Annotated in this window: 18 protein-coding genes; 10 read left to right on the top strand and 8 right to left on the bottom strand. The window is 69.7% G+C overall.

From position 1 onward, the window contains the following. Nucleotides 1-85 precede the first annotated feature (85 nt). Both ACIA58_RS25780 and ACIA58_RS25775 read left to right on the top strand, forming a co-directional pair. Nucleotides 86-409, top strand: a complete 324-nt coding sequence (locus ACIA58_RS25780; RefSeq protein ID WP_396406317.1) for a plasmid stabilization protein — start codon at nt 86-88, stop codon at nt 407-409. Between the two features lie 15 nt (nt 410-424). Continuing rightward, complete coding sequence (locus ACIA58_RS25775) at nt 425-2,794, top strand: phosphoketolase (protein WP_396406316.1); 2,370 nt, start codon at nt 425-427, stop codon at nt 2,792-2,794. On the opposite strand, the gene ACIA58_RS25770 is transcribed toward ACIA58_RS25775, so the two are convergent. From ACIA58_RS25770 to ACIA58_RS25760, 3 genes are read right to left on the bottom strand one after another with little or no spacing between them, the layout of a single operon-like run. Continuing rightward, complete coding sequence (locus ACIA58_RS25770) at nt 2,791-3,405, bottom strand: UdgX family uracil-DNA binding protein (RefSeq protein ID WP_396406315.1); 615 nt, start codon at nt 3,403-3,405, stop codon at nt 2,791-2,793. The genes ACIA58_RS25775 and ACIA58_RS25770 overlap by 4 nt on opposite strands. A 29-nt stretch (nt 3,406-3,434) precedes the next feature. Continuing rightward, entirely contained in the window at nt 3,435-3,917 is a 483-nt protein-coding gene (locus ACIA58_RS25765) for a vitamin K epoxide reductase family protein (protein ID WP_396406314.1), read from the bottom strand. Nucleotides 3,918-3,919: 2 nt separating this feature from the next. Continuing rightward, nucleotides 3,920-4,828, bottom strand: a complete 909-nt coding sequence (locus ACIA58_RS25760; protein ID WP_396406313.1) for a DUF929 family protein — start codon at nt 4,826-4,828, stop codon at nt 3,920-3,922. Between the two features lie 151 nt (nt 4,829-4,979). Here ACIA58_RS25760 and ACIA58_RS25755 point away from each other — a divergent pair, with 151 nt between their 5' ends. Beyond that, nucleotides 4,980-5,606, top strand: a complete 627-nt coding sequence (locus ACIA58_RS25755; RefSeq protein WP_396406312.1) for an SAM-dependent methyltransferase — start codon at nt 4,980-4,982, stop codon at nt 5,604-5,606. Here ACIA58_RS25755 and ACIA58_RS25750 read toward each other — a convergent pair. Continuing rightward, on the bottom strand, nt 5,581-6,705 hold the full coding sequence (locus ACIA58_RS25750) for an MFS transporter (RefSeq protein WP_396406517.1): 1,125 nt from the start codon (nt 6,703-6,705) through the stop codon (nt 5,581-5,583). The genes ACIA58_RS25755 and ACIA58_RS25750 overlap by 26 nt on opposite strands. 101 nt (nt 6,706-6,806) lie before the next feature. On the opposite strand from ACIA58_RS25750, the gene ACIA58_RS25745 reads away from it, so the two are divergent. Both ACIA58_RS25745 and ACIA58_RS25740 read left to right on the top strand, forming a co-directional pair. After that, complete coding sequence (locus ACIA58_RS25745; protein WP_396406311.1) at nt 6,807-7,673, top strand: diiron oxygenase; 867 nt, start codon at nt 6,807-6,809, stop codon at nt 7,671-7,673. After that, complete coding sequence (locus tag ACIA58_RS25740) at nt 7,670-8,938, top strand: FAD-dependent oxidoreductase (RefSeq protein WP_396406310.1); 1,269 nt, start codon at nt 7,670-7,672, stop codon at nt 8,936-8,938. The genes ACIA58_RS25745 and ACIA58_RS25740 overlap by 4 nt, the downstream gene beginning before the upstream one ends. Here the strand turns inward: ACIA58_RS25740 and sigJ are convergent. After that, a complete protein-coding gene (sigJ, locus tag ACIA58_RS25735; protein ID WP_396406309.1) occupies nt 8,901-9,800 on the bottom strand; it encodes an RNA polymerase sigma factor SigJ in 900 nt (299 codons plus the stop codon). The two genes, ACIA58_RS25740 and sigJ, sit on opposite strands and share 38 nt — an antisense overlap. Before the next feature lie 93 nt (nt 9,801-9,893). Here sigJ and ACIA58_RS25730 point away from each other — a divergent pair, with 93 nt between their 5' ends. Continuing rightward, nucleotides 9,894-10,334: a YybH family protein gene (locus tag ACIA58_RS25730; RefSeq protein WP_396406308.1), complete on the top strand. Its 441-nt coding sequence runs from the start codon at nt 9,894-9,896 to the stop codon at nt 10,332-10,334. Here the strand turns inward: ACIA58_RS25730 and ACIA58_RS25725 are convergent. Together ACIA58_RS25725 and ACIA58_RS25720 are read right to left on the bottom strand one after the other, a co-directional pair. Further along, nucleotides 10,324-11,091: a serine/threonine-protein kinase gene (locus ACIA58_RS25725; protein ID WP_396406307.1), complete on the bottom strand. Its 768-nt coding sequence runs from the start codon at nt 11,089-11,091 to the stop codon at nt 10,324-10,326. The two genes, ACIA58_RS25730 and ACIA58_RS25725, sit on opposite strands and share 11 nt — an antisense overlap. A 169-nt stretch (nt 11,092-11,260) precedes the next feature. Then, the gene (locus ACIA58_RS25720) at nt 11,261-12,955 is read right to left on the bottom strand and encodes an ABC transporter ATP-binding protein (protein WP_396406306.1); all 1,695 of its coding nucleotides are present in this window, start codon (nt 12,953-12,955) and stop codon (nt 11,261-11,263) included. A 105-nt stretch (nt 12,956-13,060) separates the two neighbouring features. Here ACIA58_RS25720 and ACIA58_RS25715 point away from each other — a divergent pair, with 105 nt between their 5' ends. Genes ACIA58_RS25715 through ACIA58_RS25705 form a run of 3 tightly spaced genes read left to right on the top strand, consistent with a single transcriptional unit; the run spans nt 13,061 to nt 15,596 of the window. Next, nucleotides 13,061-14,374, top strand: a complete 1,314-nt coding sequence (locus tag ACIA58_RS25715) for a sensor histidine kinase (RefSeq protein WP_396406305.1) — start codon at nt 13,061-13,063, stop codon at nt 14,372-14,374. Next, complete coding sequence (locus ACIA58_RS25710) at nt 14,371-14,994, top strand: response regulator (RefSeq protein WP_396406304.1); 624 nt, start codon at nt 14,371-14,373, stop codon at nt 14,992-14,994. The genes ACIA58_RS25715 and ACIA58_RS25710 overlap by 4 nt, the downstream gene beginning before the upstream one ends. A 56-nt stretch (nt 14,995-15,050) precedes the next feature. Further along, on the top strand, nt 15,051-15,596 hold the full coding sequence (locus ACIA58_RS25705) for a hypothetical protein (RefSeq protein ID WP_396406303.1): 546 nt from the start codon (nt 15,051-15,053) through the stop codon (nt 15,594-15,596). 2 nt (nt 15,597-15,598) lie between these two features. On the opposite strand, the gene ACIA58_RS25700 is transcribed toward ACIA58_RS25705, so the two are convergent. Continuing rightward, nucleotides 15,599-16,219 (bottom strand): class I SAM-dependent methyltransferase, encoded by a 621-nt coding sequence (locus tag ACIA58_RS25700; RefSeq protein ID WP_396406302.1) that lies wholly within the window; start codon nt 16,217-16,219, stop codon nt 15,599-15,601. Between the two features lie 78 nt (nt 16,220-16,297). Here ACIA58_RS25700 and ACIA58_RS25695 point away from each other — a divergent pair, with 78 nt between their 5' ends. Next, nucleotides 16,298-16,696, top strand: a complete 399-nt coding sequence (locus tag ACIA58_RS25695) for a VOC family protein (RefSeq protein ID WP_396406301.1) — start codon at nt 16,298-16,300, stop codon at nt 16,694-16,696. The last annotated feature ends 6 nt before the right edge of the window (nt 16,697-16,702 follow it).

Raw genomic sequence — 16,702 nt, 5'->3', positions numbered from 1 at the left:
GGTGTCCGCCCGGGGGAGCGCGAAACCCCGGCGATTGGCTGTGGTGCGGGCGGGTACTGGCGGGACGGGTGAAAGGAGCAACGACATGCCTGCAGGATCCAGCCCGAAGCGTGAGCGGCAGTACGAGCACATCAAGGCGGGCTTGAAGAAGCGGGGCCGCAGCGAGGACACCGCCGAGGAGATCGCGGCGCGGACGGTGAACAAGGAGCGAGCGCGGTCCGGCGAGGCCAAGCAGAAGAGCCGGACGTCGACGGACGACATCTCGTCGGGGCGGCGCGGTGGCCTCCGGTCGCACAGCGGCTCGAAGGGGCGCACCAAGGACCAGCTTTACAATGAGGCGAAGCAGAAGAACGTCAAGGGTCGCTCGAAGATGACGAAGGCCGAGCTCGCCAAGGCGGTCGGCCGCTAGCTGGGGGAGCCAGCCGTGCAGCAGATCGACACCAGCCCGCTGACCGACGACGAACTGCAAGGCCTCGACGCCTACTGGCGGGCCGCGAACTACCTTTCCGTCGGGCAGATCTACCTGCTCGCCAATCCACTGCTGCGTGAGCCGCTGAGGCCGGAGCACATCAAGCCCCGGCTGCTCGGCCACTGGGGTACGACGCCGGGCCTCAACCTGATCTACACCCACTTCAACCGGCTGATCAGGCAGCGCGACCGCGAGGTGCTGTTCGTCACCGGGCCGGGCCATGGCGGTCCGGCCCTCGTCGCCAACACCTGGCTCGAGGGCAGCTGGACCGCCGAGTACCCGAACACGACGCAGGACGAGGTCGGCATGGGCTGGCTGTTCAAGCAGTTCTCGTTCCCCGGCGGCATCCCGAGCCATGTGGCGGCGGACGTCCCGGGATCGATCAACGAGGGCGGCGAGCTCGGCTACTCGCTCAGTCACGCGTACGGCGCTGCGGCGGACAACCCCGAGCTCGTGGTGGCCTGCGTGGTCGGCGACGGCGAGGCGGAGACGGGCCCGCTCGCGGCGTCCTGGCACTCGAACAAGTTCCTCGACCCGGTGCGGGACGGCGCCGTACTGCCGATCCTCCATCTGAACGGGTACAAGATCGCGAACCCGGCGGTGCTGGCGCGGATCGGCGACGACGAGCTGACCGCGCTGCTGCAGGGCTACGGGTACGAGCCGTACCTCGTCGAGGGCTCCGAGCCGGCCGAGGTGCACCAGGCGATGGCGGCGACGCTGGACAGCTGCCTGGACCGGATCGACGACATCCAGCGCGAGGCACGCTCCGCGTCCGAGGCCCCGCCACGACCGGCGTGGCCGATGATCGTGCTGCGTACGCCGAAGGGCTGGACCGGCCCGCGGACCGTCGACGGCGAGCCGGTCGAGAACACCTGGCGGGCCCATCAGGTCCCGCTGTCCGGCGTACGGACGAACGAACAGCATCGGCATCAGCTCGAATCGTGGATGCGGAGCTACCGCCCGGAGGAGCTGTTCGACGAGCAGGGCCGTCCCGTCGCGGCGCTCGTCGAGCTCGCGCCGGGTCCCGACCGGCGCATGGGGTCGAATCCGCACGCGAACGGTGGCGTGCTGAGCCGTGACCTGGAGCTTCCTCCGGTCGAGGACTACGCCGTGCCGGCGAAGGTGCCGGGCGCCGAGGACGGGGAACCGACGCGCGTCTTCGGCGCGTTCCTTCGGGATGCCTTCCGTCTGAACAACGACAACCTGCGACTGTTCGGCCCCGACGAGACCGAGTCGAACCGGTTGAGCGCGGTGTACGAGACGACCGGCAAGCAGTGGCAGGCCGACCTGCTCGACACCGACAACCACCTGGCCCGCGACGGGCGAGTGCTGGAGATCCTCAGCGAGCACACCTGCCAAGGCTGGTTGGAGGGTTATCTGCTGACGGGGCGGCATGGGCTGTTCTCGTCGTACGAGGCGTTCGTCCACATCGTCGACTCGATGGTCAACCAGCATGCGAAGTGGCTGAAGACGATCAACCGGCTGGAGTGGCGCCGGCCGATCCCGTCGCTGAACTACCTGCTCACGTCGCATGTGTGGCGGCAGGATCACAACGGCTTCTCGCATCAGGACCCGGGCTTCATCGACCACGTGGTGAACAAGAAGGCCGAGGTCGTCCGCGTCTACCTGCCGCCGGACACCAACACCCTGCTGTCCACGATGGACCACTGCCTGCGCACCAGGAACTACATCAACGTCGTTGTCGCAGGCAAGCAACCGCAGCCCAACTGGCTCGACTGGGACGCCGCGGCCCTGCACTGTGCGCGCGGTGCCGGCGTCTGGGAGTTCGCGAGCAACGACGAGGGCGACCCGGATGTGGTGATGGCCTGCGCCGGCGACGTACCGACGATGGAGACGCTCGCCGCGGTCGACCTGCTCCGCGAACACCTTCCCGAGCTGCGGATCCGGGTCGTGAACGTCGTCGACCTGATGCGGTTGCAGTCGGAGGGCGAGCATCCGCACGGGCTGCCGGATGCCGAGTTCGACGCGCTGTTCACCACGGACAAGCCGGTGATCTTCGCGTACCACGGCTATCCCTGGCTGATCCACCGCCTCACGTACCGCCGGCGCGGACACGACAACCTGCACGTCCGCGGGTACATCGAGGAAGGTACGACGACCACGCCGTTCGACATGGTCGTGCGCAACAACCTCGATCGCTATCACCTCGCGATGGATGTGATCGACCGGGTGCCGTCGCTGGGTGGCCGGGCGGTGACGACCCGGCAGCACTTCGCCGATCAGCGCACCCGCCACCACGCGTACGTCACGAAGTACGGCGAGGACCTGCCGGAGGTCCGCGACTGGCGCTGGACGCCGCGCTAGCCGAGCAGTGCGACCGCGGTCCGCAGATCGTCCACGAACTGGTCGAAGTCGCGGCGGAACTGGTCGGAGCGCACGACAGCGGAAGGATGAACGGTTGCGACAGCCGGCCGCCCGTCGGCGAGCTCGACCCGCTTGCCACGCTCCTGGGTGACACGGAAGGACGAGCCCAGGAGCGCCTTCGCGGCCACCGATCCCATCACGACGACCAACGACGGTTTGACGATCTCGAGTTCGCGCGTCAGCCAGGGATGACAAGCGGTGATCTGACTGGCCGCCGGTGTCTTGTGGATCCGCCGCTTGCCCTCCCGCTCGAACCGGAAGTGCTTGACCGCGTTCGTGAGATACACATCCGTCCGGTCGATCCCTGCCTCGTCCAGCGCCTTGTCGAGCAGCCGTCCGGCCGGGCCGACGAAGACGTGTCCCTCCTTGTCCTCGTGGTCGCCCGGGGTCTCGCCGACCAGCATCATCCGCGAGCGGACCGGCCCCTCACCGCCGACTACCTGCGTCGCGTCCTTCCACAGATCGCACCCGCGGCAGTCCGGCAGGGCCGCCCGCACCCGTCGCATCCCACCGTCGTGCGGCACCCACTGCTCAGCTCCAGCAGTTCGCATGACGCACTTGTACCCGGGGCAGCGCTAAATCATGATGTGGGCGGGATCAGCGCCTGCCGGATGATGACGAGGGCGAACAGGACCAGCGTCAGGCCGTGGACGACCGTGCACCACAAGCAGATCGCGTTGATCTGGAAGAGCTCGGCCCAGATCAGGTAGCAGATGAAGACCACGCCGACGAGTACGGCGGCCAATCGAAGGCGTCCCGGCCAGGGCGACGGAGTACGCCAGAGCGGCGGCACGGACAGTGCCGTCATGCCGACGAAGAAGGCGAGCCCGAGTAGTGCGACCGGGATGCCGAAGACCTTCGAGTACTGGCTGCTGGTGACCTTGGCGCAGTTGACCACGCCGGTGTCCGGGCAGGCCAGCGTCGTGCCTGCCGTGAAGTGCTCATAAGTCAGGTACGCCGCGACCGCGAGTCCGGCGATCGACACCACCAAGGTGGCCCATGGGATCCAGCCCAGGGACGTCCGGGAGGACCGCTGTTCTGTGTCGCGCACTGTGTCGCTCACGCTCAGCTGTTCCCGCTGCCGAGCTTCGAGGCCGCACCGGTCACGGCCGAGCTGGTGCACACGTTGGTGGGCTGGTTGTTGGTGATCTTGCAGATCGCGGCCGTGTACACGTTGGCCGAGGCGATGACGGCCTTGGAGATGTCGTTCGACGGGTCCTTCAGGGCGTCGGCGACCTGTGCCTGCGTCTTGCCGGCCAGCACCTGCGGGCTGTACGTCGCGCCGGACGACACATACTTGCCGCCGATGTCGATGAACGGGATCGAGCCTTCACTCGAGACGTACGGCGGCTTGTTGTACGTCTCGAACGTCGTCTCGTCCTCGGCGGCCGGGGTGTCCAGCGGCTTGTAGCCGTTGCCGACCTGCTCGTTCGTCGTCGTCTCGACGCCGGTGAACGCCAGGTACTGACTCGTGAACGTCGCGCCGTGGAACGACAGCGTCGGCGTGTTCGGGAACTCGTCGCCGGACGCCGAGTGCGTCGTGCCGAGGTTGCTGAACGTCCCGAACCGGGACAGCGCGACCGTGACCGGCCAGCGCTCCGCGGCACAGAACGGGCAGAACTCGGCGCCGATGTAGAGGACCTTCGGCTTGCCGTTCGCGGTCAGCGCCGGAGCGGTGATCGCGGACGGCGTCGCCTTGACGCCCTCGGTGCCGACCGTGGAGAACGTCGACTCCGGGATCGAGGAGAGCGCGGTGATGAGCGACGCGTCGGCCGCGCCGGTCGGACCGGTCGCCGTCTTCTTGCCGCCGCCGAACACCCGGATCGCGACCAGCCCGCCGACGATCACGAGGACGAGGACGACCGCGCCGACCGCAAGCAGAAGGCGCCGCCGTCGCTCCGCCGCCTGCTGGGCGGCGAGCTGCGCTGCGATCCGTTCCCGGGCCGCAGCCTTCTGTTCGACACGCCTTGCCATGACTCTCCTCTGATCGCGCACGGGCTCCTGAAAGACAACTATCCATCGGGCCCGGAAGTTCCTGTCCTTCTGTCACCGCGAGATTACAGATCGGCAGAGTCGGGGCAGCCAGGAGGTCACCGTGTCGGTGGTCGCCCCTACCCTTCCGGCTATGGATTGGCAGACCTGGCATGAGCGGTACGACGACCCCGAGTCCGAGCTGTCCCGCCGGCTGGAGGCGGTGAAGGAGCACGTCCGAGCAGCACTGGATCGAGCGCCGGCCGGGCCGCTGCCCGTGGTCAGCCTTTGCGCGGGCCAGGGCCGGGATCTCCTCGAGGTGCTGGCGGATCACCCGCGCCGGGCCGACGTACAAGCGAGACTGGTCGAGTTGGATCCCGGGTTGGCTGCGTCGGCCCGCGAGCGGGCGCGTGGCTTCGACCAGGTCGAGGTTGTCACCGGTGACGCGTCGCTGACCGATCAGTATATCGGTCTGGTGCCGGCCGAGCTGGTCCTGCTGTGCGGAATCTTCGGCAACATCTCCGCCGCGGACATCCAGCGCACAATCGACGCGAGCCCGCAGCTGTGCCGCACGGGCGGGACGGTGATCTGGACCCGGCATCGCGAAGACCCGGACCTGGCGCCGTCGATCTGCGACTGGTTCGAGGCGCGCGGCTTCGAGCGCGTCTGGCTGTCCGACCGCGACGCCGGCTTCGGCGTCGGCGTCCACCGCCTCACCGGCGTACCCAAACCACTGATCACCGGACAAAGCCTCTTCAGCTTCGTCTCGGGCCCAGTGTGACCAGACCCAGAAGAAGCAGCACTCCGAGCGCGAGGTAGCCGGCGTCCAGCACGGCGACGGTCGCGATCGCGGCGACGAGGAGCGGGCCGCCGGCATCGCCCAGCTCGCGACCGATCTCGGCCGTGCCCATGGTCTGGCCCAGTCGCTCCGGCGGAGTGCTCGCGGCCAGCGCGGCGAAGCCGAGCGGTGTGATCACGCCCGTTCCGGCGCCGATGAGCGCCGCAGCGATCAGCAGGAACACGACACCCGGAAGCGCCGCGCAGCCGAATCCGAGTGCGGCCAGGCCAAGGCCGGCGGCGATCCCGGTCCTCATGGTCAGCCGGCCGGCGTCGAGCGCTCGGCCGGCGCGGGGCTGCGCGACCGCCGCGGTCGCGGCCAGCAGCGAGACCGCGGCCCCGGTAGCGATCGTCCCGAGACCGTCGGACGCGCCCGTGACGGGAAGGAAGCCGACGCCGACCGACAAGGCCGTCGTCGCGGCCGCCAAAGCCGCGGTCGGGCGAAGGAACTGCGGATCGGTGATCCGCCGAGCCAGATCGACCAGCGTCTGCCGGGCCCGCGGCAGCGGAGGCACAACGGGTACGGCGACCAGCGCCCAGACCGCCACGCCCACGGCAAGCACCGTCATAACGCCGAACAACAACCGGAACCCACCGAGCCACACGAGCCCGCCACCGAGCAGCGGCCCGGCGGTGTACCCGATGCTCTTGTAGAACCCGTAGCTGCCGAAGGCCCGCCCGTGCTTCGTCGATGGATTCAGCCGGGCGACGAGCGTCGAAGCGGCAGGGGAGAAGGCCGACGCGGCGGCCCCCTGACCGAGGCGAGCGACCCACAGCCAGCTCGGTCGGTCCACCAGCACATAGGTGCCTGAGGCAACGGCAAATCCCGCCAATCCGAGCAGCAGCACCGGGCGTGCGCCGATCCGGTCCGCGATCGTGCCGAACACCGGCTTCAGCAGGACCTCGGCGCCGTCGTACAACGCCAGCAGGACACCGAGCGTGAGCAACGAGGTGACCGCATCGCTCGACGATCCGCCAAGGTTGGCGGCCACCGCGTGCGCGCCGAAGGCAGTGGTGAAACCCGCCGCGTACAGCGGCCACATCCGCGTCACAAGACCCGAGGGTATCTGGGTGGGCGGCTTGCCGGATGGTAGGACAGCGGTTATGTTACATAGAGAGTGTCATATCGCGTCGGAGGTGTCGGATGCACGAGACCGCTCAGCGGTTGACCGGGTCGGCGACCCGGCTGTCCCGGGATCCGGAGACGGAGATCGACTGGAACGCGCCGATCGGTGACGGGTACGGAATGTCGCCGGAGTGGAGCACGCTCTACGGGACGCCGTACTGGGACGAGCTGACCGAGGCCCAGCAGCGGGAGCTGACGCGGCACGAGTCCGCGTCGGTGGCGACGACCGGGATCTGGTTCGAGCTGATCCTGCAACAACTGGTACTTCGGGATGTGTACGACAAGCCGGCCCGGAGCGCGGAGTTCCAGTGGGCGCTGACCGAGATCGCCGACGAGTGCCGGCACTCGATCATGTTCGCGCGGGCCACGGAGCGGATGGTCGAGCCGTCGTACCGGCCGGGTTTGCTCGCGCGGGAGCTCGGGCGGATGTTCAAGACGGTCGCCACCGGCGAGTCGGCGTACGCCGCGATCCTGGTGGCCGAGGAGGTTCTGGATGTCATGCAGCGCGACTGGATGCGGGACCGCCGGGTCGAGCCGCTGGTGCGGCAGGTGAACCACATCCACGTCGTGGAGGAGTCGCGGCACATGGTGTTCGCCCGCGAGGAGACCCGCGAGCGGCTCGCGGGCGCCGGGCGTGGGCGGCGCTGGGTCAGCGCGCTGGTGATCGCGATCGCCGCGGACATGATCGTGTCGAGTATGGTCGGGCGCGCGGTCTACGCGAATGTCGGCCTGGACGTCGGCCGGGCGGTCCGCGAGGCCCGGCGGAACGAGCACCACCGGTCGTTGCTGAGGACAAGCTGCGCGAACCTGATGGACTTCCTCGGGTCGGTCGGCCTGCTGACGACGGCGGCGTCCCGGGTGTATCGGCGGACCGGACTGCTGTGACGTACGCGATCTCGGGGGAGTGCTGCTCGGACGCGAGCTGCGTCGCGGTCTGTCCGATGAACAGCATCCATCCGTCGCCGGGCGAGCCCGGGTTCGGGACCGGGGCGAGCCTGTTCATCGATCCGCGGACCTGTATCGACTGCGGGGCGTGCGCCGGCATCTGCCCGGTCAACGCTGCCCAGCCGGCTGATCAGGCCGCCCCCGAGGATGTCGAGCGGAACGCCGCGTACTTCGCTGACCGGGAGCCGTTGGAGGCGACCGACCTGGATACGTGGGAGGCGCCGTCGTACCAGGTCTGGGGCGGTGGACCGCGACGGGTGCTGGTGGTCGGCGCCGGCCCGGCCGGGATGTACGCGACCCGTGAGTTGTTGCTGCGGACAACGGCCGAGGTGACGCTCGTCGACCGCCTCGAACAGGTCGGCGGGTTGGTGCGGTACGGCGTCGCGCCGGATCATCCGGGGACGAAGCAGATCATCGAAACCTTCGAACGAATCACCCGTCACCAGCGGGTGCGGTGGTTGCCGGGCGGCGATGCGAGGGAGCTGCGGGGTGCTGATGGTCAGCTGCCGGACGGATTCGACGCCGTGATCCATGCCGTCGGAGCCCGCGGGAGCAGGCGGCTGGTGATCGATGGCGAGGATGCGGCTTGCAGCGCGGAAGAGTTTGTTGCCTGGTACAACGGGCGGCCGGGCGCGACGCTGCCGGTGGAGCTGGCCGGACCGCGCGCGGTGATCGTCGGGAACGGCAACGTCGCGCTGGACGTCGCACGGATCCTGCTGAGCGACGAGAAGCGATTGCGGGCGATGGACGTGTCGCCCGGGGTGCGCAGCGTGCTCGCGGCGAGCGGCATCAAGGAGGTCGTGCTGCTCGGCCGGCGTGGGCCTGGCGAGGCGGCATACACGGAGCCGGCTCTGCGGGAGCTGTTTGCTGCCGCGGGTGATCGGGTCGAGCTGCGGTACCACGCCCGGCCGGCGGCCTGGACCGCCGACGGGCTGAAGCTGGAGTCCGGGGAGACGATTGCTGCGGGCAACCTGTTTACCGCGATCGGGTTCGAGGGCACGCCGATCGACGGGTTGCCGTTCGACCGCGACCGCGGGATCGTCCCGAACGTCCGCGGCGCCGTCGTCGGCCGGCCCGGGCACTACGTGGCGGGCTGGATCAAACGCGGCGCTCGCGGCGGGATCGGCGTGAACAAGGCCTGTGCCCAGGAGACCGTGATGACGCTGGTCAGTTCGTCCAGGGTCCCAGCTTCTCCGGGTTCCTGATCGCCCAGATGTTGCTGATGTGGTCGCCGTCCACGTCGAAGGCGATCACGGTCTCGATGACGCCCTCGAACTGGATCACCAAACCGGGCTGACCGTTCACCGTGCGCTCGACGAGCTCGCGACCGAGCTGGAACACCGGCAGGCCGGCGAAGTAGTGCGCGACGTCCGTGCCGCCGTGCACCGGCTCGAGGGCCGCCGTCACGACTCCACCGCCATCGGCGACCGCGGTGACCTCGGGGTCGAGCAGGCTGACCAGCGCCGGGATGTCGGTCGCCTCCCAGGCCTGCTTGAACTGCCGGATCAGCTCGGCCCGGTGTGCCGACGGCGCGGTCGGCAGCTGAGCGTCGCGGATCCGCCTCCGAGCCGACGACGCGAGCTGGCGGCAGGCCGCCGAGGTCCGGCCGACGATCTCGGCCACCTCCGGGAAGGGGTACCGGAAGACGTCGTGCAGGATGAACGCGACCCGCTCGGCCGGTGTCATCGCGTCGAGGACGACGAGGAACGCCATGTTGACGGACTCGTCCAGCGTCACCCGGTCGGCCGGATCGGTGGTGCCGCCAGGCTGACCGGTGTGCCACTCGGTGCTCTCCGGAAGCGGCTCGGGGATCCACTCACCGACGTACCGCTCGCGCCGGGACCGGGCCGAGCGGAGCAGATCGAGGCAGATCCGGCTCGCGACCTTGGTCAGCCACGCGGCCGGGTTGTCGATCGCGTCCTGCTCGGCGGGCGTCATGGCGTACCACCGGGCGTACGTCTCCTGGACCACGTCCTCGGCGTCGGCCAGCGATCCGAGCAGCCGGTAGGCGAGGTTGATCAGCTGCCGCCGCTCGCTCATGATCGCGCTCAGGCCAGGCTCGCTCATGTCGGTCCTCTCCTCGTTCATACACCGTACGACGGGATAGCCCGGCGGACTGTGAGGTCTGACAGTCCGCGTCGCTGTCTCGTCGTACCGATCATGACAACCCAAGACGCAGTAGCCGAAGTGGATATCCGTGAGCGTATCGACAGCCTGCTCGACGCGGTCCGTACCGGGGATCTGGAGACGTTGCGGACGGTCTTCGCCCCGAACATCGTCTCGTTCGACATCGAAGCGCCGCTCCGGCACCTCGGCGCGGAGAAGAAGATGTCGAACTGGGAGCAGATGTTCACAGTCCTCCAGGTGCCGTTCGAGTACGAGACCCGCGACCTGACCGTGTTCGTCGACGGCAGTCTCGCGGTCGCCTACAGCCTCAACCACATGAACGCGAGCATCGGTACCGGCGGCAAGATCGACTACTGGCTGCGCTGGACGTCGGCGTGGCAGAAGATCGATGGACAGTGGCTGGTCGTGCATGACCACGTGTCGGTCCCGACGTACTTCCCGGACGGCCGCGCGGCGATGGACCTCATGCCCTGAGCCACGCCGGCCACGGCCGCAGCTCGCCGGCTGCCTCGGCCAGCGCGGTCAGTGCACGCTGGGTGGTCGGATGCGGGGCGAGGAGGAACCGGAGGCTGTCGGGTAGGTCGCCACACGCCTCGGCGAGTGTCCGGCCGAGACTGTAGAGGTCCATCTCGGCGGAGACCGGCTCGCAGGCCTCCTGCGCGGGCGAGGCATAGCCTTCGGTGCCGACCGGATGACCGGCGGGCTGCTCGCTGCCCAGCCGCCGGGCGCTGCCGTAGTCGATCAGCACCGGTCGACCGTCCCGCAGGACCACGTTGTCGGGTTTCACGTCGAGGTGCGCGAGTCCGCGGTTGTGGAGGGCCATCAGCGCCGGAAGCAGTTGGGCGCCGAGCAGTGCGGTGTCGGGCCCGGTGAGGAGGCCGTTGTCCTCGAGTTCGTCGGCCAGAGACGGCCCGTCGACGTACTCGACCAGGATGTGGGGGATCGAGCCGTCGGTGCCGTCGGCAAGCAGCCGCGGGAGAGCCGGGTGCAGGTTGCCCGCGAGCGCGGCGGTCTCGCGGCGGAGGGACTTGACCGCCCGAGGGTGATGGATCTGGTGGGGGCGCGCGGCCTTGAGTACGGCGGGCGCCCACAGCTGGACCGACCACACGAGCCAGGTCTCGCAGCGGTGGCCGACGCCGAGGCGCTCGATGGCGAACGTTCCGCCGGGCAGCTCGCAGCCCTCCGCCCAGTCCCAGACGGCGAGGCCGTCCTCGGTGTCGACGAGCATCATGCGTCTCTCCTCAGCAGGTGAAAGCCTGCCGCCGGGATGCTCCCCGGCGGCAGGCTGGTGGGTCAGCCGCGCGAGCGGCTGCGGGAACGGCTGCGGCTGCGCGACCGGGACCGGCTACGGGACCGGCCGTGGTGCATGACGGGCTTGATACGCGGGATCTGCATGGTGCTCACCTCCTTCCGGCGAGTTGGTGGTCGAGGGTGACGACCCGGTCGGCGATGGCCGCCAGGTCGCGATCGTGGGTGACCATCAGGACCGTGCGGTGGGCCGCTCCGGTGGTCATGGCCCGGATGGCCTTGATGACCGCGGCCGCCGAGACCGGGTCGAGCGAGGCGGTCGGCTCGTCGAGCAGGACCATCGGCGCGGGCGAGACCGCGGCCCGGGCCAGCGCGACCCGGCGCCGTTGACCGCCGGAGAGCCGTACGCCGCCCTCGCCGAGCGGGGTGTCGTAGCCGAACGGCAGCCGGTCGGCGAACTCGTCCACCAGGGCGGTCCGTCCGGCCGCGATCACGCCCGCCCGGGTCGCGTTCTGGTTGCCGAAGGCAATGTTCTCGGCGACCGTGGCGTCCAGCAGCCACGGGTCCTGCGGGACGAACGCGAACCGGTCGCGCAGGCTGCGCTGGTCGCAGTCGCGCAGGTCCACGCCGTCGATCAGGATCCGCCCGGCGTCGACGTCGTACAGGCGGAGGAGCAGGTGCAGCGTGGTGCTCTTGCCGATCCCGCTCGGGCCGAGCAGACAGACGGTCTCGCCGGCGGTGATGTCGAGGTCGAAGTGGTCGAGGACCGGGCGTCCGGGTTCGTAGCCGAAGGACACTCGCTCGAACCTGACGCCGGCCCGCAGACGGGGCGCCGGGCGGGCGTCGTACCGGTCCTCGACGGCCTCGTCGCAGTCGAGGACCTCACGGACCCGGACCGCGCTGGCCCCGGCCTTGGCGAGTACCACGGACAGCCGGGTCAGGCCGCGGACGGGGGAGTAGAGGTCCCGGAGGTAGGCGAGGACGACGAGGAGTCCGCCGACCGACAGGGCGCCGGTCAGGACGTGTCGTCCGCCGACCACAAGGACGAGGGCGGCGCCGATCGCGAGGACGATGTCGGCCATCGGGGTCCAGCGGGCGTCGACGTCGATGGCGCGGAGCTCGACGTCGAGGACGGCACGGTTCCGGGTGCCGAAGATCGCGGCGGCGCGGTCGATCCGGCCGAACGCCTGGACGGCGCGGACGTTGCGGAGCAGGTCGGTCGTTGCCCCGGCCAACCGTCCGGACTCGGTGCGGGCGGCGTGCTGCGCGGCCCGGATCCGGCGGCGTTGCCGGACCGCGAGGACGGCGAGGACCGGTGCGACGGCGAGCCCGATCAGCGCGAGTCCGGGGTCGAAGGCAACGAGGAGGGCGAGTACGCCGGCCAGCATCACCGCATCGGGCAGGAACGAGGTGGTCACCGCGACGACCGCGTCGAGCAGGCGACCGACGTCGGTGGTGAGGCGGGAGACGAGCTCGCCGCTGCGCATCCGGTCGTGCCAGCGGAGCGAGCGCGTCATCGTACGCTGGAACATGGTTGCCCGGAGCGAGGCGCCGATCCGCTCGGCGGCGCCTTCGACCGTGCGCAGGCTCGCCATGTCGAGCAGACCGACGATCGCGGAGAGCAGGACGCCGGCGGCGGCCGCGAGGACCAGCACGGCGATGGGGTTCGAGGCGACGGTATCGGCCTGCGTAGGGCGGAGGGCGTGGTCCACCGCGAGGGCGAGTGGCCAGGGGCGGAGCAGGACCGCGCCGACCCGCAGTACCACCAGGCCGGACGCGGCGGCGAGTGCAGGCAGCTCCACTCGTGCGGCGGGCCCGGCGACTGCGAGCGACAGCGGAAGTTTCATGCCGACTACGCTCGCCGCCGGCTGGTCGGCTTCGGTAGTGCACCTTGGTACTAGGACCGTTGTCGGGCTGCCGTCCGGAGGTGGGCGCACCCTACGATCCCAGGCATGGGGAAACTCCGACGCGCGGACCGCGACTCGACAGTCGGCCTGCTGGTGCGCTTCACAGCTGCCGGCTTGATCGTGCTGCTCTCGCTCGCCGCACTGATCGCGTTCGTGGCGAGGCAGGCCGGTGTAGAGCAGGCGACGGAGTCGGCGCGGCAGGTGACGTACGTGACCGCCCGAGGTGTGGTCGAGCCACGGCTGGACGCCGCCGTCATCGCCGGCGACCGGGCGGCGCTCACGGCGTTCGACGAGGCGATGCGCAAGTACGTCCTGCAGGGGTCGCTGGTCCGGGTGAAGCTGTGGAACGCGGACGGGCGGATCGTGTACTCGGACGAGCCGCGGCTGATCGGTCAGCAGTTCCCGCTGGGATCCGAGGAGCAGGAGGCACTGCAGCGACAGGGCAGCAGCGCATCCGAGGTCAGCGACCTGAGCCGGCCGGAGAACAAGTTCGAGATCCCGTATAAGAAGCTGCTCGAGGTGTACGTCGGCATGCGCGGCCCGAACGGGGAGCCGATGCTGTTCGAGGCGTACTTCGAGTACCGGGCGGTCACCGACGCGGGACAGGCCGCGTGGCGGCGGTTCGCACCGCCTTCGCTCGGTGCGCTGCTGGTCCTCGAGCTGGTGCAGATCCCGTTCGCGTGGTCGCTGGCCCGACGGGTGCAGCGGCAGCAGCGGGAGCGGGAGCGGTTGCTGCAGCACGCGGTCGACGCTTCCGACGCGGAGCGCCGGCGGATCGCGGGGGAGTTGCACGACGGCGTCGTACAGGAGCTGACCGGGCTGAACTATGCGCTGGACGCGATGCGGCTCGGGCACCCGACCGAAGGCCAACGGGCGGAGCTGATCGCGGACAGCGCGAGCCGTTTGCGGGGGAGTATCGGGTCTCTGCGATCGTTGCTGGTCGACATCTATCCGCCGAACCTCGCCGAGGAGGGGCTGGCTTCGGCGTTGGCCGAGTTGGCGGGCGGACTCGAGCGGGCGGGGATCGAGGTGCGGCTGGAGACCGACGGCGCTGAGGAGCTGCCACCACCGGTTGCCGCCTTGCTGTTCCGTACTGCGCAGGAGGTCGTGCGGAACGTCGCCGCGCACAGCGGAGCCGGCGAGGTACTGATCAAGGCCGGTCGGGTCGATGGGCGCGGGGTGCTGATCGTGGACGACGACGGGCGCGGATTCGACGAGTCGCGGCTCGGTGAGCGCAGCAGCAACGGGCACCTCGGGCTACGCTCGATCGGCGATCTGCTCGCGGAGTCGGGCGGCACGCTGACAGTCCGGGCCGCGCCCGGTCAGGGGACACGGGTGGAAGCCGAGGTACCAGTGTGATCAGGGTGCTGATCGCGGACGACCATGCGATCGTCCGTACCGGCTTGTCCCAGTTGCTCGGTACTGCGGATGACATCGAGCTGGTCGGTGCCGCGGGTGACGGGGCTGAGGCGGCGACGATGGCGGCGGAGTTGCGGCCGGACGTCGTACTGATGGATCTGTCGATGCCGGGCACGGACGGGATCTCGGCGACCGCGCGGATCGTGGCGGCTTCGCCCGAGGTGCATGTGCTGGTGCTGACGTCGTTCAGCGATCAGGCCCGCATCCTCGATGCGCTGCAGGCCGGGGCCGAGGGGTACTTGCTGAAGCACAGCGAGCCCGAGGTGATCCTGGCGGGGATCCGGGAGATCGTGTCCGGTGGTTCGCCGCTGGATCCGAAGGCGGCGCGGGTGCTGCTGACGAACCGGCGCTCGCCGGGGCCGGAGACGAAGCTGACCGACCGCGAGCAGGAGGTGCTCGACATGGTCGGGGCCGGACTGCCCAACAAGACGATCGCCCGCCGGCTGGGCATCAGCGAGCGCACGGTCAAGGCGCACCTCACCAACGTGTACCAACGCCTGGGCGTCACCGACCGGACTCAGGCCGCCCTCTGGTCCCAGCGCCAACACCGCGACCAGTAGGTACTAGTACCAACGTCCGATAGCCCCCGGCCCACCCGTTACGACACGATCGAACCATGGACGACCAGATGGGCGACACGCAGAGCACCGGCGGGGTGGATGATGTTCGTCGACGGCCCGTCGTCCTGCAGGCCGGCCGGCCCGGCGACGACGTCCCGCGCCGGTCGCGTCGGTATCTGGCGTGGGCAGGCACCGGTTTGCTTGGTGTGGTTGCCGCGGCCGGCTTGGTGGCCGGCGGCACCGCGGTCTGGTCGGCCTTCGACCCGGGGACGCCGGGGCAGTCGCCGGCTCCGCTCTGGTTTCCGCCACCGGAGAAGATCACCCCGCAGAGCGAGCGCATCACACCGACGCCGACCGTCGACGACCACGGCGGCGACCGCACCCGTACTCCGAAGGCGAGCAGCACGACCGAGCAGGGGGACGACAAGGGCGGCACCCGTCCGACCACCGGGACGTCGACCACCGGGAAGTCGACGACCGGGAAGTCGACGACTGGAAGGTCGACCAGCGGGAAGTCGACCACCGCGGAGTCGACCTCCGGCAAGCACGGCTCGGACGACTCCGGGAAGTCAGGTTCCGACGACGGGCCCGGCCACAACTGAGCTCAGCGCCGGGCCCGGCCGAGGATGTGCGGGCTGGCCGGGTTCGCCCGCTCCGGTGGGAAGTCGAACCGCTCGATCTCCTCGATCACGAACCCGGCCGCCTCGATCGCGGCCGCGGTGTCTCGATGCACATGGCAACCACCCGCGAACAGCGACCAGACGGTCGCGTCCGCGATCCGCTGCACCGTCTCCAGCCGCCCACCGTCCGCGGCGACATGCTCGTAGAACCTGAGCTCGCCGCCCGGCCGGAGCACCCGGAAAGCCTCGGCGAGCGCGACCTGCTGATCCGGCACCGAGCAAAGCACAAGCGACACCACGACCACATCAGCTGACGCATCAGCGATCGGCAACCGATCCGCCGTACCCTCGACGATCTCCACCGGCACAGGCGCGGCCGCAGCCGACCGCTGGGCCTGCGCTCGCAGGTACGGCTCCGGCTCGACGGCGAGAACGCTCACGACCTCAGCCGGATAGTGCTCGAAGTTGCCCCCGTCACCCGCGCCGATCTCGACCACCTGCCCGGCAGCCCCGGCCAGCAGCCGGCGGCGGTGCTCGGCCGCGCCTTCCCGGTCCATCGCCGGGCGGACTCGCGTGTACATCCGGGCAAAGATCGGCCGCTTCATGATGTCAGAGTGTCGCATTCGCGGGTCCGTCGATCGTCTCCCTGATGACAGTTTGTTCATCATCGCTAGGAGACAGCAGTGCCTACGACTGTGAAAGCCATCGACATCGTCGTGTCGGACCTCGGGGCCGCGATCGAGTTCTACGGCCGCCTCGGCCTCGAGTTCGTGCGCGATCCGTACATGCCGGACAACCACGCCGGCTGTGACCTGCCGAACGGGCTGCACCTGATGCTCGACACCGAAGAGCTACGGAGCAAGACCACCGAGCACTGGACGCCGCCGAACCAGGGGCGGACCTTCCTGACCTTCGAGTACGACGGCCCGGCAGACGTCGATACGAAGTACGCCGAACTGGTGGCCGGCGGCGTCACCGGGTTGCAGGAGCCGTTCGACGCGCCGTGGGGTATGCGTTACGCGACCGTCGCCGATCCGTCCGGGAACGGTGTCGATCTCTACGCCAACCTGGCCGCATCCTGAGCAAGA

This window comes from Kribbella sp. NPDC051586, assembly GCF_044453965.1.
Classification (GTDB): Bacteria; Actinomycetota; Actinomycetes; order Propionibacteriales; family Kribbellaceae; genus Kribbella.
This window is presented reverse-complemented; position numbering and strand designations above follow the sequence as displayed.